Source organism: Kocuria sp. CPCC 204721, assembly GCF_040980945.1.
GTDB lineage: Bacteria > Actinomycetota > Actinomycetes > Actinomycetales > Micrococcaceae > Kocuria > Kocuria marina.
In genome coordinates this window covers 1-25,736 of sequence record NZ_JAVKPO010000020.1, presented here as the reverse complement: position 1 = coordinate 25,736, position 25,736 = coordinate 1, and the positions used below count along the sequence as shown (strand labels likewise).

The 25,736-nt window shown below is 63.8% G+C and carries 24 protein-coding genes; 14 read left to right on the top strand and 10 right to left on the bottom strand.

Translation table 11 applies throughout. The annotated features are described in order from the left end of the window. Nucleotides 1-43: 43 nt before the first annotated feature. From RF637_RS12800 to RF637_RS12780, 5 genes are all read right to left on the bottom strand, one after another. Complete coding sequence (locus RF637_RS12800; RefSeq protein ID WP_368845037.1) at nt 44-295, bottom strand: hypothetical protein; 252 nt, start codon at nt 293-295, stop codon at nt 44-46. A gap of 178 nt (nt 296-473) precedes the next feature. Further along, entirely contained in the window at nt 474-881 is a 408-nt protein-coding gene (locus tag RF637_RS12795; protein WP_368845036.1) for an ArdC family protein, read from the bottom strand. 411 nt (nt 882-1,292) lie between these two features. Continuing rightward, nucleotides 1,293-1,538 (bottom strand): hypothetical protein, encoded by a 246-nt coding sequence (locus tag RF637_RS12790; protein ID WP_368845035.1) that lies wholly within the window; start codon nt 1,536-1,538, stop codon nt 1,293-1,295. Further along, entirely contained in the window at nt 1,535-2,098 is a 564-nt protein-coding gene (locus tag RF637_RS12785; protein WP_368845034.1) for a ParA family protein, read from the bottom strand. The genes RF637_RS12790 and RF637_RS12785 overlap by 4 nt, the downstream gene beginning before the upstream one ends. Before the next feature lie 195 nt (nt 2,099-2,293). Next, the gene (locus RF637_RS12780; protein WP_368845033.1) at nt 2,294-2,605 is read right to left on the bottom strand and encodes an ArsR/SmtB family transcription factor; all 312 of its coding nucleotides are present in this window, start codon (nt 2,603-2,605) and stop codon (nt 2,294-2,296) included. A gap of 110 nt (nt 2,606-2,715) precedes the next feature. Here RF637_RS12780 and RF637_RS12775 point away from each other — a divergent pair, with 110 nt between their 5' ends. From RF637_RS12775 to RF637_RS12730, 10 genes are all read left to right on the top strand, one after another. Continuing rightward, complete coding sequence (locus tag RF637_RS12775) at nt 2,716-3,861, top strand: peptidoglycan DD-metalloendopeptidase family protein (RefSeq protein WP_368845032.1); 1,146 nt, start codon at nt 2,716-2,718, stop codon at nt 3,859-3,861. Between the two features lie 146 nt (nt 3,862-4,007). Further along, nucleotides 4,008-4,442 (top strand): hypothetical protein, encoded by a 435-nt coding sequence (locus RF637_RS12770; protein ID WP_368845031.1) that lies wholly within the window; start codon nt 4,008-4,010, stop codon nt 4,440-4,442. After that, on the top strand, nt 4,439-6,010 hold the full coding sequence (locus RF637_RS12765; protein ID WP_368845030.1) for a hypothetical protein: 1,572 nt from the start codon (nt 4,439-4,441) through the stop codon (nt 6,008-6,010). The genes RF637_RS12770 and RF637_RS12765 overlap by 4 nt, the downstream gene beginning before the upstream one ends. Further along, nucleotides 6,011-6,703 carry a DUF6668 family protein gene (locus RF637_RS12760; RefSeq protein WP_368845029.1) on the top strand — a complete coding sequence of 231 codons (693 nt, stop codon included), beginning with the start codon at nt 6,011-6,013 and terminating at the stop codon, nt 6,701-6,703. A gap of 3 nt (nt 6,704-6,706) precedes the next feature. Further along, nucleotides 6,707-7,090 carry a hypothetical protein gene (locus tag RF637_RS12755; protein WP_368845028.1) on the top strand — a complete coding sequence of 128 codons (384 nt, stop codon included), beginning with the start codon at nt 6,707-6,709 and terminating at the stop codon, nt 7,088-7,090. Nucleotides 7,091-7,136: 46 nt separating this feature from the next. Further along, nucleotides 7,137-7,832 (top strand): hypothetical protein, encoded by a 696-nt coding sequence (locus RF637_RS12750; protein ID WP_368845027.1) that lies wholly within the window; start codon nt 7,137-7,139, stop codon nt 7,830-7,832. A gap of 1,691 nt (nt 7,833-9,523) precedes the next feature. After that, complete coding sequence (locus tag RF637_RS12745; RefSeq protein ID WP_368845026.1) at nt 9,524-11,053, top strand: SCO6880 family protein; 1,530 nt, start codon at nt 9,524-9,526, stop codon at nt 11,051-11,053. A 14-nt stretch (nt 11,054-11,067) separates the two neighbouring features. Beyond that, nucleotides 11,068-12,657 carry a hypothetical protein gene (locus RF637_RS12740; protein ID WP_368845025.1) on the top strand — a complete coding sequence of 530 codons (1,590 nt, stop codon included), beginning with the start codon at nt 11,068-11,070 and terminating at the stop codon, nt 12,655-12,657. Between the two features lie 24 nt (nt 12,658-12,681). Next, complete coding sequence (locus RF637_RS12735) at nt 12,682-14,265, top strand: type IV secretory system conjugative DNA transfer family protein (protein WP_368845024.1); 1,584 nt, start codon at nt 12,682-12,684, stop codon at nt 14,263-14,265. Beyond that, nucleotides 14,255-14,659, top strand: coding sequence for a DUF4913 domain-containing protein (locus RF637_RS12730; protein ID WP_368845023.1), 405 nt, complete (start codon nt 14,255-14,257; stop codon nt 14,657-14,659). The genes RF637_RS12735 and RF637_RS12730 overlap by 11 nt, the downstream gene beginning before the upstream one ends. Nucleotides 14,660-14,675: 16 nt before the next feature. On the opposite strand, the gene mobF is transcribed toward RF637_RS12730, so the two are convergent. Beyond that, a complete protein-coding gene (mobF, locus tag RF637_RS12725) occupies nt 14,676-19,850 on the bottom strand; it encodes a MobF family relaxase (RefSeq protein WP_368845022.1) in 5,175 nt (1,724 codons plus the stop codon). 388 nt (nt 19,851-20,238) lie between these two features. Between mobF and RF637_RS12720 the strand changes: the two genes are divergently transcribed. The 4 genes from RF637_RS12720 (at nt 20,239) to RF637_RS12705 (ending at nt 22,824) form a co-directional block, all read left to right on the top strand. Next, a complete protein-coding gene (locus tag RF637_RS12720; protein ID WP_368845021.1) occupies nt 20,239-20,622 on the top strand; it encodes a hypothetical protein in 384 nt (127 codons plus the stop codon). Beyond that, nucleotides 20,623-21,156: a hypothetical protein gene (locus tag RF637_RS12715; RefSeq protein WP_368845020.1), complete on the top strand. Its 534-nt coding sequence runs from the start codon at nt 20,623-20,625 to the stop codon at nt 21,154-21,156. It abuts the gene before it with no gap. Continuing rightward, nucleotides 21,156-22,139, top strand: coding sequence for a CPBP family glutamic-type intramembrane protease (locus RF637_RS12710; protein WP_368845019.1), 984 nt, complete (start codon nt 21,156-21,158; stop codon nt 22,137-22,139). Before RF637_RS12715 ends, RF637_RS12710 begins: the two co-directional genes overlap by 1 nt. Nucleotides 22,140-22,260: 121 nt before the next feature. Beyond that, complete coding sequence (locus RF637_RS12705) at nt 22,261-22,824, top strand: NYN domain-containing protein (protein ID WP_368845018.1); 564 nt, start codon at nt 22,261-22,263, stop codon at nt 22,822-22,824. Nucleotide 22,825: 1 nt separating this feature from the next. Here the strand turns inward: RF637_RS12705 and RF637_RS12700 are convergent, their stop codons facing one another. The 4 genes from RF637_RS12700 to RF637_RS12685 form a co-directional block, all read right to left on the bottom strand. Beyond that, nucleotides 22,826-23,314, bottom strand: coding sequence for a hypothetical protein (locus RF637_RS12700; RefSeq protein ID WP_368845017.1), 489 nt, complete (start codon nt 23,312-23,314; stop codon nt 22,826-22,828). A 32-nt stretch (nt 23,315-23,346) separates the two neighbouring features. Beyond that, nucleotides 23,347-24,033 (bottom strand): hypothetical protein, encoded by a 687-nt coding sequence (locus RF637_RS12695; RefSeq protein WP_368845016.1) that lies wholly within the window; start codon nt 24,031-24,033, stop codon nt 23,347-23,349. Between the two features lie 27 nt (nt 24,034-24,060). Then, complete coding sequence (locus RF637_RS12690) at nt 24,061-25,155, bottom strand: hypothetical protein (RefSeq protein ID WP_368845015.1); 1,095 nt, start codon at nt 25,153-25,155, stop codon at nt 24,061-24,063. Nucleotides 25,156-25,280: 125 nt separating this feature from the next. Further along, nucleotides 25,281-25,490, bottom strand: coding sequence for a hypothetical protein (locus RF637_RS12685; protein WP_239321764.1), 210 nt, complete (start codon nt 25,488-25,490; stop codon nt 25,281-25,283). Between the last annotated feature and the right edge of the window lie 246 nt (nt 25,491-25,736).

The window sequence follows — 25,736 nt, the reverse complement described above, 5'->3', positions numbered from 1 at the left end:
AGCGGCCGGGGGATCACTCCCCCGGCCGCCTGTCCTGCCGTGCCTATTCGGTCGGTGCGCTGACCTGGTACATGGTCGTCAGTGCGCCTAGCCGCTGGTGGCATCCATCGCAGGTGCTCGGCGTCGGGGTCTCCACCTGTTCCCCCGTCACCACGGCTCCGGCTCCGAGGTCGCACTCGATGTGTCCGTGGCGGTAGTAGTCGCGGCACTCGGAATCGTCGCCGTTGGCGATCAGTAGCGCGCAGCACTCGCACACAAAAACGAGCATCGTCTCGGTGGTGGTCTTGGCGTTCATGGCCTGTGTCCTTCCGGTTGGTATGGCGGGTTGTTCCTCCCGCCTGAACACTCTCTAGTTTACTCGCGTTCAACGCCAGACACAAGCGCACTGACCACATTTTCACGCGGGTTTTCGGGGGTCCGGGCACAGAAAAGCGGCCGGGGGATCACTCCCCCGGCCGCCTGTCCTGCCGTGCCTACTCGGTGGCGGCCTCGGTCTGGCTGATGTCGAACACGGTCACCATGACGAAGCCGGTTTCTTTCTCGTCCTCGCCGTCCTTGTCCTTCTTCGGCTTGCCGTCCTCGTCCTTCACCTTGCGGGAGGTCGGGGCGAAAATCTTGATCCCGGTTTCACCCTTGCGAACCATTCGCCCCTCGGCCTTCCACTTGTTGAATCCGGCGCACAGGGTGGCGGTGTCCATCTGGGCGAAAATCAGCTCTTGATTCTTGGTGCTGTAGCTCGGGAACTGTTCCGCGAACTTGGCGAACGCGGCCGCGTATTCTGCATCCGACTCGATGCGCTCCACGGTGGCGGCGTGGGTCTTGGTGACCTGCTCGCGCTTCTCCGCTGCGGCCTTCTTGCGCTGCTCCTGCTTGGTGGTCATGGCCTGTGTCCTTCCGGTAGTGGTGGCGGGTTGTTCCTCCCGCCTGAACACTCTTTAGTTTACTCGCGTTCAACACTAGACACAAGTAGACAAGGAAGGTTTTTTGCCCCGCTCCTGCCCTTTGATCTGGGACGGTTCCGGGCTCTGACCTGTGGGGACCATCCGTGTAGCCTGGCCCGTCGTCCTGATAGCTGGAAGCAGGATGTGTTTAGTGGAGCGGGGTCAAGGGTGCGCGCAGCGCATCGCGCAGCGACGCCGCAGGCGCCCTTGACGCCGTGGAACGGGCACATACAATTCCGCGTCAGGACGACGGACAGCGAAGGTGAGCTTCCTCGATAGGTTCCCGTGCACATAATGAGGGAGGGCCCCCATAGCGGGGCCCTCCCTCATTAATACATGACGTCTAGACGTCTAAATGTCTAGACGTCCCGACTGCTCATATTCTCGAAGTACGCGCTCGATGGCCGCGACTACGACGGGATTCACCTTGGTGTCCATTTCGACCGTGGCGCGCTGGAGCTGCTTGTAGGTCTCTTGCGGTAGGCGAATCGTCAAGCGGGCTCGGTCATCAGTGGGTTTCTGGAATGTCTGGTCCAGCCCCTCTGTTGCTGGCTGTCGTTTTCTCTGAGCAGCTAGGCGCTCCTTGAAGTCGCTCATGCGGTCAGTGCCTCCTCAATGGTCGTCAGTGCGGCGGTGTAGCCCCAAAGATGCGAGGGCGGTTGACCCCATGCCTCTCGGAACGAAGATCGTTTGCGGATCGGTGGCAGCACGGGAATCTCGGCGGCTTCCAGCGTCTCTACAAGCCCGCGGTACGCGCGTGTGCTGGTTTCGGCAGAGGTGACCAACACGGCCACCGGCGCTACACCGGTGAGAGCGTCGATGGTCGCCCACGTACGGTCCATATCCGACATCGAGGCCATCGTAGGGATGATGACCAGATCGGCGGCCTCGGCGGCCGCCGTCAGAATTTGCGGGTTGCCAGGTGGAGTGTCGATGAAGACGTACTTGTCGCCCACCGGCCGCCGCAGTGTGGCGATGTTGGCGGGCACCACGTCGAAGGACAAAGCGGCGGCTTCTGCCCACCTCGTAGCTGATGCCTGCGGGTCGCTGTCCCACACCTCGGCTACATGCCCGCGGTTGGCGGCCACCTGGGCCAAGAACATGGCGGATGTGGTTTTGCCGCATCCACCTTTTGAGTTCAACAGGGCAATTTTCATGTGGTCCTCCCGTGCTCATGGCGTCTACCCGTCAAGACGTCTTGCCGTCCTGACATAGTGACAGGTTGACGTCATTAAGTCAAGACGTCTTGACGTCAAGATGTCGCAGGATAAGCAGGAACAGATAGCCTGAAAGCGCCTGAGTTTGCACGTTATGACGCGCGGATCGAGTGAACGCGCCTGCGGTGCGTAGCCTTAAGGGCTTGGGTGGAGATAGGCGACTAGCGCACGTTCTAACTGGCTGAGACGGGCTGATTGCAGATGGTGGAGAGTGGGACGGCCCCGGCCGGGGAGCACCTCAGTGCTCACCACTCCCTTTTCCTCCAGGAAGGCCATTTGCCGCGACAGGCTTTGCTCGGTGACCCCTAGTGCCCCGCTGATCGTCGCGCGCGTGGCGGGACCGAAGGCGAGATGGCTGAGGATGGCCACGCGCAGCGTGTTGCCAAGTACCTGCACAGCGGCATGAACCTCCTCGCTCTGACCAGGGATTTTCATCATGTAGGGCACTCTCCCAGTTTCTCATTACATGCAACGTCTAGAGATTCATGCAATTAAACAACCATACCGTGATAAAATGTCGTATAGCTTGCCGATGAGGATACAGGAGGTGATGAGGCATGGCTGAGTCTGGCGGTGGAGGGATGGGCAAGGGCGCCGGGATAGTGGGCGGTCTCGGTTGTTTGATCGTCATTGCGCTGATCGTCATGGTCTTGGGTGTGCCTCTCCTCGTGGCGGTCCTGGCGGGTGGTATCGCTGGGCAGCTCAGTTTGGACGAAGGCGAAGGGTGCGCGGATACCGTCTCTGCGAACGACGGCGGGAAGACCATCAACGTGCCCAAGGCGTTTCAGGAGCCAATCAAGAAAGCTGCGAAAGTCTCTGGTCTCCCCGAGCAGACAGTGGCCGCTCAGATCAAGGCCGAGTCCAACTTCGACACGCAAGCGGGTTCAGGGGCGGGTGCCCAGGGGCCAGCACAGTTCACCCCTGAGACGTGGGCTCGCTACGGCCAGGGCGGCGACATCCACGACATCGAGGATTCGATGTCGGCATACGGCCGCTACATGAAGGCACTGCGTGAGGAAGTGAAACCTCTGGCCGGGGATGACGCAAACAAGCTGGTGCGGCTGACCCTTGCGGCGTACAACGCTGGCCCGGTGGCGGTGCAAAGGGCCAAGGGCGTCCCTCCATTCCACGAGACGCAGGACTACGTCGCAAAGATCACAGGCTCCGCCCAGATGACGTTTTCGGGCGGGTGCAAGGCGGTTGAAGGTGGCAAGGCATGGAACGGCGATCTGGGCAAGGGGGAGTGGACGATACCGCTGCCCGGGGGTCAGTTCACGAGTGGCTACGGCGGCCGGAACGTGCCTGGCCTTCCTTCCTGGGCGCAGAACCACATGGGTGTGGACCTCAGCACCGGGGGCGGTGCGCCGATCATCGCTCCCACGGACATAACCGTGACCGGGACACTTCCCAACGATCACTGTGTGATGGGGAAGATGGATGCCAAACCCGGATTCCAGTTCGCGTTTTGCCATATGAAGTCCCTAGAGGTGAGGAAAGGCGAAAAGATCAAGCGCGGAAAACAAATTGGTGTGGAATCTGGATTCATGGGGGGCAACCCCAGTGGTGCAGCTGCTCACCTGCATTTCGAGGTGTACAGGCCCAACTGCGGTGCCGGGAAAAACGGTGGCATGAACGTGCCTTACGACGGGTGCAACCTCGATCCGGAACCGATTCTGAAGGAGAAGGGAGCGTGGGCGAAATGAGGCGGTTTGTTCCCCTTGCGTTGATACTGCTGTGCGCCACGGGGTGCTCGGGTGCCCCTGGGCCGGAACCCGTGACGACCAGTGCAACGACGTCGGCTTCCGCCACACGTGACCTCGCGGATGGCTCATGCCCGACGAGCAAGAGCGTGGACCGTTCGGACGCTTCCGCGACCGCGCGCTCCTATGCGCGCATCGGGCATTGCTGGGATTCAACTCTGGACGAGAACACGATGACGGGGGTGCTGCGTGCCAGAGACCTCATGAGCGTGTCTTGGTACGACGAGCAGAAGAAGGGCTCCTCGGCGCGCAACACACTGCAAGCCCAGTTCGGGAAAGCGGCGAAGCACGAAGGGTATTCGGTGCCAGATGCGGCTCCCACGGGTGGGGACGTGGACCGGAACGTGGCCGCTGACAAGGCAGTGCGGGGCATCACCACCTCCTGGCATTGGAAGACTCGTGACGGTTCGGCAGACATCGCAGGCGGACGGGACCAGCAGATCATCTACCTGGAGAAGCACGGCGGGCAATGGATCGTCGTCGGCGCCCAAACCACGATGACCGAGGAACTGGACAAGGCATGAAACTCATGAGCAGAGGCAGCACGGAAACCCATCACGCCGTCAAAGTCCCAAGATTCCCGGTCATTAGTCTGCGCGCTACGGCAGACCAGGTGATCGTGGAAGCACCCGGGGTCTATGAGGAATTCGCTCGCAACGAGGGCCAATCGCTGTTTGAGGTAGCGGAACCGGCCGCGTTGAAAGCAACGAAGACACTCGGTCTGCGGGTGTGCAAAGTAGTTGCTACCGACGCGGCCGACGATGACGCCACATTTGAGCTCGTCGCAGATGTCGATTTGGGAGAGCTGCAAGAACTGGCGTCCTACAACGGGGAGCCGGGCCAGTACGAAGTGGTGGAGCATCCAGAACCCGAGAATCGGCCCTGGTACGCACGCCTGGGACGTGATCGGGACCGTTACGGTGTCCGCAGCGGCGGCCGGGTGAACCGCCGAACGGTGGGATATATCGCGGCGGCTGGTCTGCTGGCTGTGGCAGTCGCGGTGCCGGTGTCCGGTGTGTTCCGTGACGAGCCGGAAGCCCAGCCTGAGCCGTACCACGCGGCGGCAGCACAGTTGCCGGTACAAGCACCGCCAGGATGGGGAACATTTGCCGGGTGGCACCAGAGCATCAACCAGCGCGCGCAGCCGGTGATCTTCGATGATGTGCTGCTGACCCCCGAGGGAAGACAGATTAGTGCCCTGGACCCCAACACGGGTGAACCGAAGTGGAGCACGGACGCGGGCATGGAGGTCACCGAGTTCGCTCCCATGACCGACACGTTGATCGCAGTCACAGACGGCAAGGCCGTGTCCCTGTTGGACACGTCCTCGCGGCAGGTCACCGCCACGTCGATGCCCAAGGAAGGGCAGATCGAGTTTGGATACGGCGACCCGGTGAAAATGACGCCCTCCTCACCAGTGGTGTACGTGCTGACGGACAGCGGCAAGTGGGCGAAACGAACCATGCCCGCGGGTTCCGAGATTGCTGGAGCAGCAGACGGTGCCGTGACGGCAGCAAGTACGGACGGCCCCTCAGCGCGGGTCTGGTCACTCACCGAAGACAGCGCCAAGCTGCCCAAGCCGGGCACCATCGCCGGCGTCGCCGGCAAGGGCGGTAAGACCTCGCCTGTGGAATCATGCACCGGCTCTTTTGACACGGTGCTGTGCCAGGCGAAGAAGGGAACGGCTACGGAGTGGTCCAGCTCGAAGGTGGGACGAAAGGGCGAGGCCACCTCGGTGTCTCGGGTTCACACTGCCGCTTTCAAGGGTTCCTCCGCTGCCGCGGCGACGGCCCCGGAAGTAGATCGCTCCACCGGCTCGTTCCTGGCTCGCGGCATCTGGGTGACGAACAAAGCTCTCGTGCAGGTGGGCTCAGAGGCCCACCTCGGCGGTGGGCGCGCGGTTCGGTCATCGCAGAAGGAGTCTGAGCTGCTGGACTCGAAGGGAAAGACCGTGGCCACGAGCACCAAGACAAAGGCGTTCCCCGCGGCCGTGAGCAAGCAGAACACAGCGATTGTGGTGGCCGCCGATCCATCGGACCCCGCGGCCACCAGCGTGTACGGCCTGCCAACGAATCCGAAGGAGGGGGAGTAAGTGGCTGAGACACAGGGGGCAACGACGATGACGGCAAGGAAACAAGTGATGGCAGGGAAGAAGTCCCGCAGTCAAGATCGAGAGCAGACGATGCAGGAGCGGTCCAATCCGTTCGTTCGTCCAGTGACGACCGTAGAAGCTGAACCGGATTTGGACCGATCCCCGATTCTTGGGGACCAGCTGATGATGATGGGCGCCACGCACATGGTCTCGAACGACCATGAATCAGGGGAAGAAACCTATCGGGAGACACCGAGCACCGAACACCTGAACCTCATTGGAGCCAGTGGGGGAGTGGGGGTCAGCACCATCGCCGCCGCGTGCTCGGATCGAGTGATCGACACTGGAGAATCGGCCCCAGCGGAAGATGCTGCGGGGGTTGTGGTGGCCGCAGTGACACGCCATTCCCTCGCAGCTGCGGAGCAGCTGCGCGTCGATGACGCGGCCAATGCTCTGCGCGGACTGATCCTGGTGCACCACCGCAGACCCGAGGATGTTTCCTCTGAGACCCGCAGCTACGCCAAGCGGGTGGCGCGTCTGTATCCCCGATCTTTTGAGGTCCGATACGAACGGCGGTGGCCCGACGTTGACGGCCCCGTAACAGCTTCCTGGGCACACAAACGGCGGTTCACCTACATGGTGAGAACGCTCGATGCCTGGGCCAACCCAGTACCCCCCACAGAGAAGGAGTGAGCGGTGTCCGCATCCAGGTACTCGAGCAGCAACCCCGCACACCAGCAGCACAAGGAGAACACCATGTCCTCAACCACCAAGAAGCACCGCCTCCCGACCGCCGTTGCTCTCGGCTCCGCCCTCGTTATGGGCGGCGCCTCCCCGGCGCTGGCGATCGACGGCACGCCCACGCAGCCCCCCGGGTTCGATTTCGTCTCCACCCTCGTGGGCTGGGCGCTGTACGTGGCGGCCTTCGTGCTGTTCATCTACTTCATCATCGGGATTGTCACAGCTGCCAAGGCCCGCCGCTCCGGTGACCAAGAGATCACCGCTCCGCTCTGGCCGCTGCTGGGCGGTGCAGCACTGACCGTCGTGGGTGTGGTCTGGCAGAACGTCGTGGGCATCTAAACGCCGACCTACCAGCACGACCAGCGATGACAGAAGGGAACGACCAGTGAACAAGACGAAGACACGCAACCGAAACGTGGCCGCCGTGACGGTGGGCCTTGCGAGCTTGCTGGCAGTGTCCGGGTGCAGCCATCAGCCCGCGGAGAACTACGCCTATGCCTGCCAATCCGATCTTGACCACGGGGACACGTCGTCTGTCAGTAAGGAGGCGCCCGAGACGGACTCGTGGGCACCGGGCAAAGACGGGGTTCGCTACCCGGTGTCCGCGAAGTTCGGCGGCTGCCAAGACCTGAGTTCGGGGTGGAAGGTCGGACACGCGCACAACACGGCAGGGGCGCTGTTCGCCGCGACGGATTACCTGGCTGGTCCCACCAAAGACGAGCAGAAGAACGCCTCGGAAGAAGACGCCAAGAGCGTCTACGCCGCGGGCAAGGTGCGGGACCAAATCATCGCGGACGGAAAGAAGCCCAAGACACCCGAACCGACGGGGGAGGGTTACGTGACGGAATCGCCGGGTAGCGACGGGTCCGCCCAGCTGCGCGGGTACGAAATCCAGCAGGAGAGCGCCGACAAGGTGCATGTACTCCTCTACGGACAGTCAGACAGCGTTCTCAGCGGCACCTTCGGTCTCACGATGGTGTGGCAGGACGGTGACTGGAAGCTGGACCCCGTGTCTGCCGACAAGCCGATGGAGTTGCAAATGACCACCACATCTGACCCGGCCGTTACCTGGAGTGCCTGATGCCGGGTTGGCTCACAGACGGCATTGGAGGGCTCATTGAGAAGGGCTTGGATGCGGCCATGCGGTGGCTGCTCAAATCCCTTCTTAGTGCCCTGCAAGTTGTCCTCGACGGTATCTCCCAGTGGTGGCTCGGTATTTCCGGGCCGGGGATGGGCGAAGGCTCCCCAGCGGCCGCGGTTCAGAGCAGCACAATCTACTTTGTGGCGGTTGCCGGGATCATTGGTACAGCGTTTGGCATCGTGCGAGTGGTAAGAACGCACTCAAAAGACGCCTCAGTAGACCTTGTGATGGCGATGTTTTCGACGGTAGCGGTTACCGCTATCGGAGGCACGGCCGCCACCTATCTGCTGAAAGCTAGTGATGCAGTGTCTCCGTGGCTACTGACTAACATCACTGGACAAAGCGAGGATGAACGCACGTCGCTGTACACGATGCTCGACATCATGCCAGGCGACCAAAGTGCCAAATTTGTTATTGGACTCGCCATCGTCTCGGTGATTCTGGTTCTGGTGGCTGCCTTGGCCTCTATAGTGAACGCACTGTTTGTGGTATTTAGCTATGGGATGGTCGCCGTTCTGGTTGGTTTGCTGCCTATTTTCGCCGCCCAATCGCAAACACAGGGAGGAAAAGAACGCTTTTGGAAGGTGATGGGGTGGATTTTCGCAGCCGTTCTTTATAAACCGACCGCGGCCGTTATCTACGGTGTGGGTTCGCTGTGGATCAAGGGCATGGTGGGAGACGATCAGAAGGGTGATGCCTTTGCTGAGTTGATTTCGCTGATCTCGGGCATGGTCGTCATCATCATGGCGTGTTTGGCGCTGCCTGCGCTTATCAAGATTGTGACGGTGGCAACGACTGAGCAAGCCCGCGGCGTGAGCGCGGGCGGGGCAATTGCAGCCGGTGCCGGTGCCATAGCTGTGGGTTCGTTGGGCCTCGCCGCGGCCGCGGGAGGCGGTGCCGCTACCGGCGCTAGCGCGGCGTCCACTGGTGGGGCTAGCGCTGGTCTGAGCAGCACCGGCGATGCCCTCGGTGGCGCTACAGGGGGAGCAGCAAGCAGTGGCGGCGGCGCTCCCGGGGGAGCCTCAGCTGCGTCTTCAGGTGGAGGGTCCGTGTCCTCGGGAGGCTCCCCTGGGGGCGGGCCGTCGTCGGGTTCCAGCAGTAGCGAAGGAGGCAGTGGCTCAGCGTCCACTCCGCACGCAGAAAGTGGTAGCGCAGCCTCGGGTGCTGTTCCATCGTCCACTACCAGCCCAGGCTCAGCGACCCCGGCCGGTGGCGGGTCTGGTGGCGGCGCTACGGGGGTCAACGGGTCCAGCGGAAGCAGCGGAGCTACCGGAAGCAACGGAGCCCGTGACAGCAGCGCCCCGGGCGGGATGTCGGGAAGTAGCGCGGCATCTGGGTCAGGGTCTGATTCCGCCCCTAAAGGTGAGTCCAGTGCCAGCGGCGGCGGCTCAGTTCCCAATTCCGGAGCTGGTGCCTCCTCCAGCGGAGGAGAGCACGCTAGCGCAGCTCCCGTTGGTGGTGGCGGCGGAGGCGGTTCTGCCGCAACTCCCACGGGATCGAGTGATTCAGGGAATGTGATGTCTCCGAACATGGCGCGCGCGCTAGCCGAAGCAGGCAGGTTCACCACGTCGTCTGTCGGGCGGCATCTTCAAGACCTCGAAAACGTTGAACACTAAGGACCGAGATAACTCATGTCAGATCACGCGCAACACCGCATCAGGATGTACGGGAACATTACTAGCCCGCGTAAAGAAGGTGTGCTCGGGTTGTCAGCTCTTGCCACCATCATCGGCGTTATTCTCGCCGTCTTGATATTCGTAACAATGCCACTGGGAATTTGGGTTCAGACGGCCATCGTGGTTCTTGGTGTGGGCGCCATGATCGCCATTTCCCTCGATGGCAGGCAGGGGCGTAAGCGGTTCGAGGAGCTGCTGGCCAAACACCATTTCAAGAAGGCGGAGAAGATGGGCTCCACGAGCTACCTAGCCGGTCCCACGTCTCAGCTGCCCGCTGGTGACTTCCCCCCGGTGGGGATTCTTGCGCGGACGGAACTGGTGGGCACGACACCTGCGGGAGCGGACACTGAGAAGGCCATGATCTGGAATCCCGCGAACCGTACTGGAACGGTGATTTTCAGCGTTCAGTCGCCGGGCATGGGTCTGTTGGATCAGGGGTCCATCGACCTCATGGTGGACCAGTGGGGAATCTTCCAGCGCGAGGCGGGGGTGTCTTCCTCGCTAGTTCAGGTCGCTGCAACCACTCAGGCGACCCGTGACCCTGGGAACCGGTTGCCGGATGCCGTTCGTGTGACGAGGGAGCAGTCCCAGGTCCATGACACCCCGGAGTTTGCTCGGGAGGCGATGGATGAGATTGTCCAGGATTTGAACAAGGGCGTGCCGAAGATCGACCAGTGGGTGGCGGCCACGTTCACGGCGCGGCCAAATCGCGACGCCGGGACAGGCGCACGTTCCAGAGAAGACTTGGCGGAAGACATTTCGACGCTGCTGCCTGGGATGCTCGCGCAGCTGAAAGTCGCTTCTGGTGGCACCGTGAGCGTGCTGGGCATGGACGACGTAGTGGACCAAGTCCACACCGCATACAATCCCGCGGTGGCACCGGCCGTCGAGACAGCCCGTTTGGCCGGTGACGGCACGGGACTGGCGTGGGGTGAGGTTGGCCCGACGAACGCGAAGCTCACCCCTGGATGGTGGGAGCACGCTGGCTACTTCTCTAAGTCCTGGCAGATGTATCAGCCTCCCGCCGCGAATTTCCGTGAAACGGGGTTGGCGGGCCTGCTCTCAGCGCACGGAGTGTTCGAGCAGAAGCGCGTGACGCTGCTGTTTCGCCCCATGAGCCCGGGAACCTCCCAGAAGGCCGTTCAGGATCAGGTGACGAACGCCAGGTTCGGAAACAACCAGAAGGGCCAAAAGTCGTCCCAGATCAAGCGAGTGGCGTTGGAGAAGGCGGAGTACAGCGAACGCGAGCAAGCCGAAGGTGCTGCGATGGTGCGTTTTGGATTGGTGGTCACGGCAACGGTGGATGACCCCGCGAAGTTCCCTCGGGTCGAAGCAATTCTGCGAGACCAGGCTGTATCGGGCATTCAGCTGCGCTTGCGAGATTGCGAATACTCGGATGACGCGGCGTTCGCGTTCGGGCTCGGCATCGGTTCAGTCCCCAAGGACTTCACCCGCTTGTCGAACACACTGCGTGAGAGCGTCTGAGAAGGAGAAGCATCGTGTCACTGGTAGACAAGTTGGTCGATGGGATTGCCTTCGGCTGGGGTAAGAACAAGGACGGCCAGCAGAACGAGATGCTGGAAGCGCGGGAAAAGAAGGTCCCGACGCTGACAAAATACGGCTACGAGCGTCCCGAGGGCGGCGCGTGCGGATGGGTTGAGGCACCTGTGGAGTATCAAGCCACCTCACGCCAGACGGCCGGTCTGTGGCCGTTCTGCGGGGCGGCCTCCTCGCCGCTGGTGGGTGCCCCTCTCGGACGCAACACGATCAACGGGCAGATCACCTGCGGCGATCCAATCAGCCTGTACATCAAGGGCATTGTCTCGGCCCCGTCTGGCTTCATCATGGCCTTGAACGGACGAGGGAAGTCCACCATCGCGGTTCGGTGGGCGTTGGCGCTTATCGACGCTGGATTCCTGATTCTGGTGCTGGGTGATCTGAAACCCGACTACGCCGGGGTCGTGAAGGAGACTGGCGGGCAAGTGCTCACGGTCGCGCCTGGCCTGTCTGCCATCAACCCCCTTGACGCTGGGCCGGCGTGGGAGCTGCTGGGGCAGCTTCCCCCGAAGATGCAGGCCGCTCAGCGATCCGAAATCCACAACCGGCGCTTGAACACTCTGCGAGGTCTGGTGGAGCTTGCACTGGGTGACGTTCTGACGGAGAAGAAGAACGAGGGAACAGTGCTCTCGATGGCGATCCGTCACGCCTCCGACAAGGCGGAAGCAGAGGACCGGCAGCCGCTGGTGTCCGACGTCCAGGACGTGCTGCGCGATCCTCCGCACGACATCATCGACATGCTCGTCTTCGATCCGGAGCTGGACGACAAGAGGCGAAGCCGAAAATACTTTGAGCTGACCGAAACGCTCCAACGGGGCTTGAACTCCCTCGGCCCGGAAGGACCGTTCGGTGACGTGTTCTGCCGCGAGACGACGGAACCGATGCGCTTAGACCGCAGCGTTTCCTTCGACGTGTCGGCCATCGACGAGGCCAACGGAACGTTGCGTGCTGCCGTGCAGCTCGTGTGTTGGAGCTACGGGCAAGCCGGGGCCTCAGCCTTGAAGGATTTGGCCTCAGAAGGGCTCATCCCAGAACGTCACCATCTGATGATCATGGATGAGCTGTGGCAAGTTCTCAGCGCGGACGAGCAGCTTGTGCACCGCGTCAACGCGCTGACCAAGCTCAACCGCACGAAGGGCTTGGGACAGGTTCTGATCACGCACAGCATGAAGGATCTACAGCTGTCCACGCCAGCGTTGACCTCCATCGCTACGGGATTCCTGGAACGATCCTCCGTCAAGGTTTTCGGCGGGCTGGCCCGCAACGAAATGACTGACTTGACCCAGGTCGTGCCGATGTCCCAGAAGGAGCAAGACCTGCTCGTTTCCTTGTCCGCAGAGGGGGGCGTCGATCCGAAAACGAACCGGACCCTGCCGCCGCCAGGACGTGGCCGCTTCCTTTTGAAGCTGGGCGAGACCACAGGAAGTCCGTTCTACATGAACCTCACCCGGAAGGAACGGAGGATTCACGACACCAACGAGGCATGGGCCAACAGCATGGCGGCACACCGGTTAGAACGGGAAACGGCATAAACTGCAACAGGCAAAGGGAAAACAATGTTTGGTATCGCGTCACTCCCGGTGATAATCGCCCTGCTGGTTGTGTCTTTATGTGTCATAGCTGTAGCTGCCTGGTTCTGGCCCAACACAAAGAAGACTCCCGAAAAGATGGCGAACAAGCGCCTCGGGAATCGGTCCTCCTTCAGTTATTCGCAGACTGAGGCACGAATCAAAGACGCTCGGACTAATCTGCATCCTGAGATTGAAGATATCGGTCCCGGATTGAAGCTCGGTTCCGTAAACTCCGATCCCATTTTTCAGGGGTGGCGGCAGTGCAGTGTACAAATACATGCGCCTGGTCGGGGGAAAACAACAACTCAAGTTGTACCCCATGCGTTTGACGCTCCCGGCGCTCTCGTCATGACTTCCAACAAGTCTGACGGTGTCTGGGAAGTGTTCGCGGCGCGCATGTTCCACGGCAATGTCTGGATTTTCGATCCAACCAACATACTTGACCGCAAAGATCCGAGTACCGATCATTTCAACATCATCGGCATGGTACGGAACAGCATGGATGCCGAAAAGGTGGGGGCGATCTTCGAAGCTGCGACCCACGGGGAAGGCAGTAGGGAAGGGAACCCCAATGCCCACTTTGATTTGATGGGCTCAAAAATTATTGGATCACTCCTGCTCGCCGCCAATGTCTCCGGCAAAAATGACCGCGATGTTTTCCGGTGGGCAATGACGACGGATGAAGACGAGCCAGCGGCCATCCTCGATGAACATGGCTTTGCGAACCAAGCGGCTACCTTGCGGGGCCTGAAACGGCAGCCAGTAGAGACCCGTGGATCGGTGTGGGCAACTGCTCAACGGTGTGCTTCGCCGTTCGAGCACGAAGACTACCTAGCCTCCATTCGCCCCGTGAACGACCAGCACCGCGTGTTCGATCCAGTGGCTTTCGCGTCAAGTACCGACACCCTGATACTGCTGGGCAGCCGGACAGCCGGCGCGACCTCGGCGCTGGTGTCGAGCTTGGTGTGGGATGTCTTTCGTAGCGCGCAGAGGGAGGCGCTGGCTGGCTCAAACGGTCGGCTGCGCGTGCCGTTAGTGATGGAATTGGACGAGGTAGGTAATACCGTAATTCTGCCGGAACTACCAGAGTGGTACTCTTTCGCCGGGTCGCTGGGAATTATCATCAGCTCGTATTTTCAATCTGTTTCCCAAGGCCGAAAACAGTTTGGCAAAGAAGGAATGAATGAGCTTATAGGAGCCGCTTCGGTCTTGGTTTACGGAGGTGGTGGCACCGAGGAGGATTTCGTTTCGTCACTATCGAAGATAATCGGGCATTACGACCACAAGGTCACGAGTCATTCTTCTTCGTACAATGCGCGCTCCGGGCATGGGAGGAGTAGTTCAGATCAGATTCAGCGACGCGAAATTCTGTCTGCCGCTGACTTGTCGAACCTTTCGCCCGGCACGATGTATGTACGCACAAGTGATGGTGGCGGCGGCATCGTCACCTCGCATTACTGGTTCAAAGACGAGCAGCTGACGCAGAAGATAGAGCCCAGGATGCGACGCTTGAAGATGGGGCTCAAATCAACTGGACCCGAGGACAAGGATCTTATTGATGTCGGATAATGTGCCGGAAACGCAAAGCGCGGAGTTCGAGCAAGAACCCCCGAATTTTGGCGAGTGGATTCAAGCGACCCTCGCAATCATGGAATACCCCGCGACGCAAGGCGGTGTGTTCTGTCTGCAGTGGTGGGAGCATCCCGAAGCCGTGGCCCGGTTCCGGGCCCTGCATCAGCAGTACCTCGTGGCGCGCGAGAAGGGCGAGATGTCGGACTGGTGGGTGCATCACTGGGACTTGCACGCCAAGGCGCTGTTTGACCCCCAGACTGGGGTATTCAGGGACTGTTCCGCGGGCCACCGGCCGCGCGAGACACGCCGCATCCTGGACGTCACCGGGCAGGAACTGGGGGCAGAGGGTTTCCCTGCCGTTGCAGCGAACTGGGAACCGGCCTGGTACTGATCCCCTTGCGCGGGGGCTAGAGGCTGCGGCCGCGGCGGTGAGTCTGGTGGGCGTGGTGCTGCTGCACGCTGCGCGTGGTGCGGGTGTCAGTGGGCTGGGAGGGCCGGGGGGCTCGTGCGGCCGCGGCCCGGCTGTTCTCCCGTGCCTCCCCGGGGCGCGTTCCGGCCGCGAGGTGGTGCTGGTCCATCGTGGCCTGGAGGTCGGTGGCCCGGGCCATCTGCGTCTCGTCCATCCGTGAGGTGCCCACACGGGTGCGCGGGTTCTCGTCGCGGGCGGTGGCATAGCCCTGGTAGGACTGCTCCCGCGTGGCCGTGGCCGTCTCCGCCTGCCGTTCGGCGGCCGCGGCCGCGGTCTCCGCGGTGGCCAACTGCCCGCGGTCCTCGGTGACCTCGTTCTGGGCGGCGGTGTAGTCGTGGTGGCGCTCCAACCACTGCTCGTCGTCCCGGCCCGGGGGGGTGTCCTGCCCGTACTGGTCCCGGTAGTCCGTGAGTGCCTGCTGGTAGTCGGCTTCACGGGCGGAACGGGTGAAGAAGTTCGCGGACTCGACCCGGGCGGCTGCGGCCTCCACCGGCGCGTAGTCCTCCCGCGCGGTCTCGATCAGCTGCTCGGCAATGGCCTCGCGCTGGCCGGTGGAGTCCTGGAGCTTCGCCCGCGCTGCCTCCAGTGCCTCACGGGCGGCGTCGCGCTCGGTGTAGGCGCCCTGCTCGGCCTTGTAGTCGCGTTCCACAACATCCCAGAGGTCTTCCACGGCCTGCGTCCTTTCCTCGGTGGTCACGGTGACCGCGACCTCGGCCGGGGTCACCGTCTCACGGTGGGTGCGCTCACGGGTGGCGGTGGCCGCGGTGGTCTCCACCTGTTCCGGGTCCGGGCCGGGTGTGTGCGAGAGCGCCCCGCGCTTGTGCACATCGGTGATCTGCCCGGCGAGGTAGGCCCCCCGCTCGGATTCCGCGTACTGCTTCGGGATCGGTGTCTGATCCGTGATCCGGTAGGTCTCCCGGTAGGCGTCGACCTCACCGGCGACCCGATACCACCGGGCGGCGTTGGCCGGGTTCGCGGGCACCTCACCCAACGCCTCAGCCCATGCCGGGCGTTCGGTGGCGAGCTGCTTGCCGCGCAGCACGGCCAGCTCCCCGATGTCGGTGTGGTGGGCGTCCAGGATCGTGCGCATCGCCTCGGGGGTGTGCTGGTGCTGGAGCCAGTAGGTGCCCGCGGTGTGCCCACTGACCCCGTGCGTCAGTGTGCCCAGCTCCTGCTCTGCCAGGGTGTGCCCGGTGGTGGGCAGGGCCGCGTCGCGGATCGCTTTTTCCTGGGCGAGTCCTTCGGACAGGGTGCCCCCGGTCTCCGCCCGCGGGCGTTCCCCACGGGCGACCTCCTCCACGGCTTTCTGGGTAGGGGAGACGAACGCGCGCCTTGATAGTTCCGCGTCGATGGAAGCCAGCTCCCACCGGTATTCCGCGGAGTCGTGGGCGGTAGCGCCCTCGGCCATCCCGGCCCGGCGTGAGCGCAAGTGCTCGGTGGTCTCCAGCGCGTGCGGGCGGGTGTGCCAGTTCGGGTCGTCCACCGTCGTGGCGGGCTTCTCCGCAGTCTTCTGGATGGTGCGGGCGGTGGCCTCCAGGCGTGCCAGGTGCTCGTCGGGGATCGCAGCGAACGGGCGGGGCCCGGTGGTGTCGCGCAGCGTCTCGTCCTCGGCGCGTAGTCCCTTCACACGCCAGTGCAGCACCGCGGCGTCGTCTTTGGAGTCCCCGAAGTTCCGTTGCGCGTGGGCTCGTGCCAGCAGCGCGGCCGGTTCCAGGCCGGCCTCGGTGGCGTTGGCCAGTTCCGTGGCCAGCGCCCCCCACGCCGGTGCAGCGCGCAGCTGCGCGGCGCGGGTGAACCCCACCGCTTCGATGGCTGCGTGTTCCATCGCCTGGGACCGGGCCTGGTCGGTGAGCGCGGTGTACAGGCCCACACGTTCGGCCACGGAACGGTTCTCGGCTCGCAGCCGTCCCACCTGCTCGTGCACGGACAGGTTCGTTTCGTACGCCCCGGTGATGGATTCCAGCACCTCGTCCCGGGTGCTGTTCTCCCCGGTGACCACGTACAGGTGGTTGCCGAACTGCCCACGGGTCGCGCCCACGTAGGCCCCAGCCCGGTCGGTGGAAGCGTCCAGGACGGTGTGGGCGGTGTCCACGGTCGCACCTTGGGCACGGTTGATCGTGGCCGCGTAGCCCAGCTCCACGTTCTGGGCCACGTAGGCGGCGGGCAGGGTGATCGTCCCGCCGTGGGTGGTGTGGGTGACCGTCAGCCGCCCATCCTCGTGGACGCGGGCGACGTCCCAGATGTCCCCGTTCTTCACGAAGTCCTTGCCCTGGTTCAGCGCCAGGGTCCGGTTGTTGCGCCGGGTCACTACCCGGTCCCCGGTGTAGATCGTGACGTCGGCTTCGGTGGTGGTGTGCGCGGTGGTCTCCAGGTGCCCGCGGTGCAGCGCACGCGCCTGGGCCAGCTCGTTCAGCGCGGTGACTTGCGCGTTGGTGGGGGCAATCATCATCGAGTTGCGCCCAGCTTCGGTGTCGGTGACCCACGCGGTGAACACCTCGCGCAGCACGGTCTCCTCGTCCCCGGCGCGCACCCGCCCGGCGTCCACGTACCAGTCGAAGGGGCGGTCTGTGCCGGTGGCGGGCGGCTCGCGCAGCGCCAGGGACGCGGCCACCTCGGCCTCGTTCACCTGCCCCGGATCATCCGGGTTGCGGAAGCGGTAGACCTCCTCCAGCCTCGGCAGGGGCGCGGCGTTGTCGATCATCCGCAGCGCGCCACCGGAACCGATGGCCGCCAGCTGCCGGTCATCACCCACACCACGGACCACGGCCCCGGCCGCTTCGGCGGTGGCCACCAACTGGGCCAGCTTCGGGGTGGCGACCATCCCGATCTCGTCCACCATCAGCACATCCCCCACCCCCAACGGGCTGCGTTCAGCCATCAGGAAGGCGTCCACGGTGGTGGCGGTGATCCCCATCGAATCGCTCATCACATCGGCGGCCGCCGAGGTCGGTGCGACCCCGAACACCTGGTGCCCGGAAGCGGTCGCGGTGTCCACGACAAGACGGGTCAGGGAGGTCTTACCAGCACCTGCCGGACCGATCCCCAACCCCAGCAGCCGGTCACTGGTCACGAACTCCCGCGCCATCCCCGCCTGCGCCTCCGAGAGCTGCACCCCCGCCTCACGGGCCGCATCCAGCTGGGTGGTGAACACCTCGCCGGTGGCCGCGGGAATCACCTGGGAGGTGATCGCTGCGTCCAGCAGGTAGGTCTCGGAGGCGATGATCCCGGTGGAGGTGAACACCTCCCGGTTAGCGGTCTCATAGATGCTGGAGCCGTCCGCGCGCAGCAGCTGGCGGTCCGTGGGAAGGGGCACGTTCAGTGCCGGGGTCATCGACACTGAGGCGGCCTTCACGGCCTGCACGGTGGCGGTGATGGCCTGCGGGTCGGCACTCGCGCCCCCGGTCGCCTCCCGGTAGTAGCGCAGCGCCTCGGCCTCGATGTTGGAGGCGCGCCAGGTGGAACGGGTGTCGGAGAGCCGGTCAATGATCGCGGCCACACGCTCGTGCTCGGTGGTGGCTTCCAGTGCCGCGGCGGCCACCGTGACGGCCTCCGCCCGTGCCGTGGAGGCCGCCCGTAGGTGCTCGGCCAGGGCCTCACCCGTGGGCAGGTTCGGGGTCACCACGGCGGCTTTCGCCCGCCACGATTCGTTGAGCTGCGCCAGTGAGTGCGGGCCCTCCTTGGCCGGTCGGGTGGCCAGCGTGGCCTGCTGGGCCAGGGCGATGCGCTGCTTCGCGGTGGGCGCGTGGCCGTGGTCTGCGATGAACGCCGCTTCGACCTCGGCCAAGGTCTCCTTGATCGAGGTGGAGCGTGCGGAGAACGCGGCGACCTCGCCACGGGTGATCCCGGCAAGCTCAAAAATCTGCTTCCCGCGCGCGTCGGTGGGGACGAACTCCAGGCCCAAACGGTCGTGGATGTGGTGCATGATCCGCGAGTTGTACAGCTCGGAGGCTGCGACGTTGTACTGGTAGATCATCCGCCCATCCAGGGTGGACCACTTCCCGTCTGTGCCCTTGACCCGGTTGGCGACGACCAGGTGATCGTGCAGGTTTGGGTCACCGTGACGTGAGTCGTAGTGCCGGAACTTGGTGGCCACCAGGCCCCGGTCCGTGTCGATCTGCTCCACACCACCGTGGCCGCGGCGGGCGTAGATCGCGTGCTCCTCCAGGTAGCTCACGACGTCCGCGATGGCCGCCTCATGGGCGGCTTCGATACCCGTCCGCAGGTTCGCGTCCCCCAATCCCCAGGCCATCGACACGGATTTGGTGGGGGTGAACACGAGGTCGTACCCGGCCACCGACTGCTGCCGGGGCGTGGTGTTGTTGGCGATGAACGTTGCCAGCTCCACCCCGGATGCGTCCCGGCCGTGGGTGTCTCGGAACATCGCCCCGGCGACCCGGTTCTGAATCTCTTTGCGCTGCTTGCCGGTGGGCGGGGCGTCGTGGGTTCGGAAGTGCCGCCCGTACTCCGCGTCCAACATTTTTGTGAAGTCGTTGGCCGGTGTCTGCGCGAACTCACCCGGCTTGCTGCCCAGCCGTGTGGCGTTAATCCAGTCCTCATTGCCGGTCTCGATGGCACGGTTCCCGGCCGCCTCGGCGGCGCGTTCCTCACCCTTGGTCATGGTGTACCCGGTGTAGAAAATCTCCGGGTCTCCAGCATCCAGGGCCTTCTCCGCCAGGGCGTAGTTTTTCAGTTCGGTGTGCCGGGCCAGGGTCAGGGAGACGGTTTTCTGGGTGGTGTTCAGCGTCCGCGCTATCTCGTGCTGCGGGGTTCCCTCGATCCGCAGCTTCAACGTCTCAAACGCGGATCGCGCAGCCCCCGCGCGCACACCCGCCACGGCAGCCGCGCGCGTGGCGTTCTGCTCGGCGGTCAACGTAGCGGGATCACGCGGGCTGTATCCCTCACCGAAAAGCGCATCCATCTGCGCCTCGGTCACCGTCCCGTCAATCCCGAAGTGCTCCACGCCGGTGCCGTACCACTGGCCCGGGGGCATCCCTGTCACCTGGTAGTAGTCGCCCAGCTCGCGGTCCCCGGAGCGCAGCTGATCGCCCGAGGCCACCTCGTTCGTGTAGTAGAGGTGACCGTCGCCCGTGGAGAGCTTGTGGACGGTCATCATGGGCACAAGAGTAGCAACTGAGCGCACGGATATACCCCTGGGGTCACTGAGTGCATGAGGTGTGACGTCTGATAGGTCCTAAGTCAGCGAGCGAGGCACGAGCGAGATGGCGTGGGCCGGGAAGCGTCCGGGCATCTACTGATGCCCGCGATTGTGCCCATGAGGCCGCGCCGGTGGGCAGGGTCGGGGCCTGCCGCAGTGAGGGACGAACGGAGGCCGGCACCGGCGCTGTCCACGGGTGCGAGCTGTGCACAGGTCACCGGAGGAGGAACGGGGGAGGAGACCCTGTGTGCAGCGTGCCGACTGGGTACAATCGAGGCCACCAACACCGCCCCCGCGTAGGCGGGGTGGTCGGTGGCCGCTAGGTTTGGTTGAGGGAGAGATGGGTATGGCAGCACCACGGAAGTCCGCGACGAAGACCGCCGCACGCGAGAAGGCACGGGCGGCCGCGGCCGCGCGGCTGGAGCGTGAGAAGAAGATCATGGCCGCCTCGGAAGCGTTCTTCGCCGCCACCCTCGGGGTGGAGGATGAGAAGACCAAGCTGCGCGAGAAGATCGCCGCGCTACAAGCTGATCTGAAGGAGCTTGACGGGCCCCGCCCCGACGCCGCGCAGCACGTGCGCGCGATGAAGGACGTGGGGTTGGCGAACAAGGAGATTGGCGAGCTGCTGGAGCTGTCCGTGAGCGAAGTTGGCCAGTATCTGAAGCTCAGTGGGGAGAGGTTCCCAGCTGCGAACCCTTCATCGTCAAGCGTGCGTGAAGTGGAAGCGTGAGTGGCGATTTTGCAGTTCTTGCAGGACAACTCTTCGTGGATCGTCCCGATCTTCAGCTTCATCGCTGGCCGAGTCGTCGCGTTCGGCCGGAACGGTCAAGGAAAGCGCCTGTCAGCGTCGCGAGAGAACTACCAGGGCATCCTGGACCTGATACAAGACCAGAAGTTGGAGATGCCAGATGATCTGGTCCAGCGGGCACGAACTGATGTGGAGAAGCGTGCCGCCAAGGCTTATGCGGAGCAGCTAACGCCTTGGCGTCGCTTCACGAACGTGGCCACGGTTCTGGCGTTCATCGTAATACTCCTTCCGTTAGTAATCCCAGGGTTCTACGGGGCGGAACCTGTCCGCCAGGGCTGGCCTAGTCTTCTTCTCGGCGTCTGGGGGGTCGTGGTCCTGAGCGCGCTCCTCTCGGCAGTGGTCTGGATGTTCGTGAGCGTGCGGGATGATGTGAGGTCCGGCAGAGCTGATCGTCTTGTCAGCTGGTGTAAGAGGCAGATGGAGAAGATCAGGCGTATGAAGAAGCGGGGCGAGTAATGGCGCTGGTCCCTGCGTCCGTGCGTCACGACTCGCTGATCGGGCTATGGACGTCCGTCCAACGATCCCCCGGTCGCCCCGTGGTCTTCTTGCGCTGGTTGTGTGCTCGCGATGTCATCGGCGCGGACTACTTCACCGCGCGTCCGTTCACGGCTCCGGTGGCGTACTTGCTGGTGCTGGAGCTGTATGTGGGTTCCGGTTACGCCGAGGCCACTGTGGCTGCGGTCCAGTACCTACGAACCGGGGTAACCAGTCCCCGGGCGTTCGGCGTGCAGGAAGTCTTCGACAACGCGGGATGGATCGTGATGGCGGTGTGCGTGTGGGTGATGGTCACACGCTTGCTCGTCTCGCCGGACGCCCTACGCGCGCGGCACCGGTTCCACCGCCGTGACGCGTGGCTGGTGGTGTCCCTGGACGCACTGGTCTCGTTCCTCTCCTTCGCCATCGTGGCCGGCACCGCCTACCTGGTCGGCAGCGGCGGGGTGTACCCGGCGGTGTCCGATCCCTCCCCGGAATACCTCGCGGGCTTCTTCGCGTCCCTGGCCGCAGCCGGGTTCCTGGAAGAAATCTTCCTGCTCGGATTGCCCGTGCTGCTCCTGCGCTCAGCTCGCCGCGGGTGGGGTGAAATCGTGGTCGTGCTTGCGGTGCTCCGCCTCTCGTTCCACATCTACTACGGCGTGCCCGCTGCGGGTCTGCTGCTGTGGGCGGTGCTCGCGGTGTTCTTCTTCCGCTACACCCAAGCGGTGTGGCCGCTGGTGCTCTCCCACTCGATGCTCGACCTGTGCAACGGAGCCGCCCGGTTCGGCGGTGACGCGGGCGAGCTGGTGTGGTTCGCGTGGGTGCTGGTCGTCGCGGGGCTCTTCTCGTGGTTGGGGTATCGCAAGACCCCCGTGCGCGCTGAGCTGGGCCTGGAGGAGTCACCGCTGACCCAAGAACGCCCACCACGGAAGAACAGGCTGGGGGCACCTCGCCCCGTTGCCTGACAGCGGAGGTAATGCCTGCTCATCTGCGCGTACATCTGCCGGTTCGAACGGAGACAGGGCACGATGGGTGTCACACGGTGACGAGGGCTTGTCACCACCACGATCATGTAGGGAGACCTTGATGACGCTGTACGTCTACGTGGACAACTCGAACCTGTGGATCGAGGGCAGGCGCGTGAGCGCGGTTCGTAAGGGTATGGCCGCCAACGCGGTGGAGGCCATGAACAGGAAGATCACGGATGGTTCGTGGTCCTACGACTTCGGCAAGCTCTACGAAGCGATCTGCCCGGACACGGCGATGATTGGCCGCTCGGCGCTCTTCGGCTCGCGCCCGCCAGCTAATGACTCCATCTGGGAGCTCGCGCGTGAAGAAGGGTTCGAGGTCGCTGTCTACGACAGGAACGCGGCGAACAAGGAGAAGCAGGTCGATACGGCGATCAGCACGATGATGCTCGAAGATTCCTACGAGCACATGAAGGAAGGGGACCGAGTGGTGCTGGTCTCCGGGGACCGCGACTACCTGCCCGTGATTGAGAGCCTGCGGCGCCGTGAGATTCCCACAACCGTGGTGTTCTGGGAACACGCCACTGGTAGGGAGCTGAAGCAGGAACCCGTGGACTACATAGCGCTGGATTCGTTGTTCGATCACCTGACGATGAACCGACACCCCGCCGGGGATCAGTGAGCTAGAACAGCCTCTGTTGTCCGGCGGTCACCCCGCGTAGGAGCGTGGCAACGGCTTCGGGGTCGTAGCCGTGGACGCGAACGTGGTCCCGCAGAACGCGCGCCTTGTGCGCGCGTTCTTGCTTGGTCTCGTGGCGGAAGAACGCTGCGGCCGGCTGCTGGTTGTGGTGGCCACGGGCCGCGCGGTCGGCCATGTTGTCGAACGCGGTCCCCGCATACAGGTGCGAGGCGGGGCCGTCCTCGGCGCGGACGCAGATGGGGTTGTCGCACACGTGGCACACGTGCAGCTCGTCCAGTGCGTCCAGGCCGCCGTGAACGGTGGCCAGCGCGTAGCGGTGGGCACGGATCATGCGTTGGCCGCCGTCCGGTGTGGGTGTCCAGAAGCGGCCGTAGCCGTCATCTCCGATGGCCCCGGTCCATATCCAGCAGTCACCGGGGCCGGGTCCGCGAACAACCTTGGCGTGAAAGCGTGCGAGTTCGGCGGCGTCCATGGCCTCACGGTAGCTGTACGGCCTGGTGTTAGTTAGGAGGCCGTTGGTGCGCCACCTGCATCCTTGGGATCGCGTAGAACCACCTCGTGAACCAGGTTGGGGCCCACCATTTTGTCGAGGTCTTTCCTGATCCCTGCGATGTCGTCTCCGATGTTGCTCATGGTCTTGAAGCCCATGTGTCCACGGTTGAAGTACATCTGCCAGTCCAAGACGTACTCGGTGCTTGGCTGTTGCTTGCCTTTGATCCCCTCGTACGTGAGCGTGACGGTGTACTGCATGGGTAGCTCGTTGTCGTCGTGGCGCATGAAGATGGAGTCCCAGCTCGTCCCCCAGCGCTGGCCGGGCACCAGCACGGAGAGGGTGTCCGGATAGAGCAATGGAACCTGTGTGGTCTCACTCTCCCCGCCATCGGGGTCCATCGGGTCTTCTAGGACGAGCCGGCGGGGCTTGGGGTCGATTGTGATGTTCACGTTCGTCGCAGCGGTCTGACCGAAGTTGCTCACGACCAGTTCCATGACCCAGGGAACATACTCGTGGGGTTCCAGGCTGGCCACCACGTAGGGCTGCGCTTTTTCGGTGGTGAGCCTTCTTGTTTGGAAGATGGCCCAGAAAGCCAAGATCGCGGCGCACAGCGTCCCGACCGCTGCGGCGATGGATGCGATGTCACTCCACGTGGAGAGGGCGGTGCTGGGCGTTGTGGCAGGAGATGTAAGGAGCATGGCGGGGCCTTCTGTGGGTCGTCGGAGTCATATCTGGTGAGGCGGCGTGTGCTTGGCCAGCTCGGCGCGGAACCAGGCCGGCATCGTGGTCTTGGTCTTCGCCTCGGCCGCGCGCTGGGCGACCTCGGCCGCCCGCGCCGCGCGGCGGGCGTCTTCAGCTGCGCGGCGTGCTCGTGCGGGGGGTTCTTGGCCGGTGATGGCGCGTTTGATCTGGTGCAGCAGCAGCGCCCTCGGGTTGCGTTGGCTGTCCGGGGGCAGGGTGAGCAGCCCCAAGCCCTGGTGATCGGCCTCGACGGCACTCATGAGGTCCTGGGTGGTCCACTCCTCGCTCACGCCACAGGCCACCAGGCCACGAGAGAGCCCCATCAGGTGCCCGCTGCGGCCACGGTCCAGCCACGGCATCCGCTGCACGAGTCTGGCGGCGATCTTCTGGACCCCCAGCGGGGGTGTTCGCCGCGTTAGCGGCGTGTTTGTCGGCTGCTCTTTGCTCCTACCGGCCGCGCGGTAGCGCGAGCTAGGTACACGTTGAGAAGGTTCTGAGGGGAAAGACTTAACCCCACAGGGGTAGGGGTGCATGGCTCGTACTCGTGCCGGGATCGTGAGGCATCGGGTGGAGGCGAACCGGCGTTGCAGGGAACCGTGGGCGCGGGTAGCGGCTTCGCGTTCGGTAGAGGTCATGTACCGGCCGCGCACGGTCTCCACCGACCAGCCCAAGTCGCGCAGCACGCGGCGGGCGCGGCGCACGGTGTCCATGGAGCAGCCCAGGAAGCGGGCCACGGTGGCGTGGGCGGTGCGCACGTTGCGCCCGGTGGTGGTGTCGGCGGCGGCCGCGTCCATGCGTGCGACCCGGTAGACGGTGACCGGGCTCGCGTGGTGAGCGCGCAGCACCGTTACGGCATCGTCCCTGTCGAGGTCGGCGCGCAGCAGCTCCAGCCATTGGCTGCGGGTGTTCCAGCACGGGATGCGCGCCTGGGTGCCCTCGGCAGGCTCACGAGACCAGGACAGACCTGTGCGCGGGTTCGGGGTGTGCAGCTCGGGGACGGGTCGATGATGCCCGCGGCGGGCGCGTGTGGGTCGTTGTGCCGTCTGTACCGGGACGCGCGTGACTGCTAAGGTTGACATAGCAACCTCTTGTGAATGGCTTCAGGGTTCATTTACTAATCCGGACGGTTGTATGGAACACCGGGAAGTTTGGTCGCTTTGGCCGGTGTTCGAGTCTTAGAAGGCGGTCCCCTCGGGGACCGCCTTCACTCGTTGGCGGGTAATTCTGGAAGCTGGTTGTACTGGGGCATGCCCACTTCACGGGCCATGAGGCTGGCGACCCACGCGGACTTTGTGAGCCCGTTCTCGTGTGCCTTCTTCATGGCTTCGCGGTCGAGGTCGCGCGCAACACTGACGGTGATACGCGGGCGGCGCGGGCCGTCCTGTCGTTGTCGGTGGATGCGCTCGTCGGACATGCACCCCAGTATGCCGTAGTGCTAGCAGAGATCCCAGGGGTCAAGGACGCGTGTCGCGCAATCATGCTTGTTCGGCGTCCGCGTTGCGTAGTCGGGTGATGATCCAGCGGCTCCCCCGTGCTGTGCGGCGACGTTGGGCTGACCCCGTTTGGTAGGTCCGGTGGTTGTGTGAGTTGTCCTGTTGCCCGGGGGTCCGGGCAGTGAGACTGGTCAGATCATGACGAACAGCAGGAAGCGTCACACCTC

Excerpts from the sequence above, each read along its gene's own strand:
- RF637_RS12690 (WP_368845015.1), bottom strand. The coding sequence starts at position 25,155 with ATGTCAACCTTAGCAGTCACGCGCGTCCCGGTACAGACGGCACAACGA.
- RF637_RS12775 (WP_368845032.1), top strand. The coding sequence starts at position 2,716 with ATGGCTGAGTCTGGCGGTGGAGGGATGGGCAAGGGCGCCGGGATAGTG.
- RF637_RS12710 (WP_368845019.1), top strand. The coding sequence starts at position 21,156 with ATGGCGCTGGTCCCTGCGTCCGTGCGTCACGACTCGCTGATCGGGCTA.
- RF637_RS12765 (WP_368845030.1), top strand. The coding sequence starts at position 4,439 with ATGAAACTCATGAGCAGAGGCAGCACGGAAACCCATCACGCCGTCAAA.
- RF637_RS12730 (WP_368845023.1), top strand. The coding sequence starts at position 14,255 with ATGTCGGATAATGTGCCGGAAACGCAAAGCGCGGAGTTCGAGCAAGAA.
- RF637_RS12695 (WP_368845016.1), bottom strand. The coding sequence starts at position 24,033 with ATGCTCCTTACATCTCCTGCCACAACGCCCAGCACCGCCCTCTCCACG.
- RF637_RS12785 (WP_368845034.1), bottom strand. The coding sequence starts at position 2,098 with ATGAAAATTGCCCTGTTGAACTCAAAAGGTGGATGCGGCAAAACCACA.
- RF637_RS12735 (WP_368845024.1), top strand. The coding sequence starts at position 12,682 with ATGTTTGGTATCGCGTCACTCCCGGTGATAATCGCCCTGCTGGTTGTG.
- RF637_RS12790 (WP_368845035.1), bottom strand. The coding sequence starts at position 1,538 with ATGAGCGACTTCAAGGAGCGCCTAGCTGCTCAGAGAAAACGACAGCCA.
- RF637_RS12705 (WP_368845018.1), top strand. The coding sequence starts at position 22,261 with ATGACGCTGTACGTCTACGTGGACAACTCGAACCTGTGGATCGAGGGC.
- RF637_RS12795 (WP_368845036.1), bottom strand. The coding sequence starts at position 881 with ATGACCACCAAGCAGGAGCAGCGCAAGAAGGCCGCAGCGGAGAAGCGC.
- RF637_RS12700 (WP_368845017.1), bottom strand. The coding sequence starts at position 23,314 with ATGGACGCCGCCGAACTCGCACGCTTTCACGCCAAGGTTGTTCGCGGA.
- RF637_RS12720 (WP_368845021.1), top strand. The coding sequence starts at position 20,239 with ATGGCAGCACCACGGAAGTCCGCGACGAAGACCGCCGCACGCGAGAAG.
- RF637_RS12745 (WP_368845026.1), top strand. The coding sequence starts at position 9,524 with ATGTCAGATCACGCGCAACACCGCATCAGGATGTACGGGAACATTACT.
- RF637_RS12800 (WP_368845037.1), bottom strand. The coding sequence starts at position 295 with ATGAACGCCAAGACCACCACCGAGACGATGCTCGTTTTTGTGTGCGAG.
- mobF (WP_368845022.1), bottom strand. The coding sequence starts at position 19,850 with ATGATGACCGTCCACAAGCTCTCCACGGGCGACGGTCACCTCTACTAC.
- RF637_RS12685 (WP_239321764.1), bottom strand. The coding sequence starts at position 25,490 with ATGTCCGACGAGCGCATCCACCGACAACGACAGGACGGCCCGCGCCGC.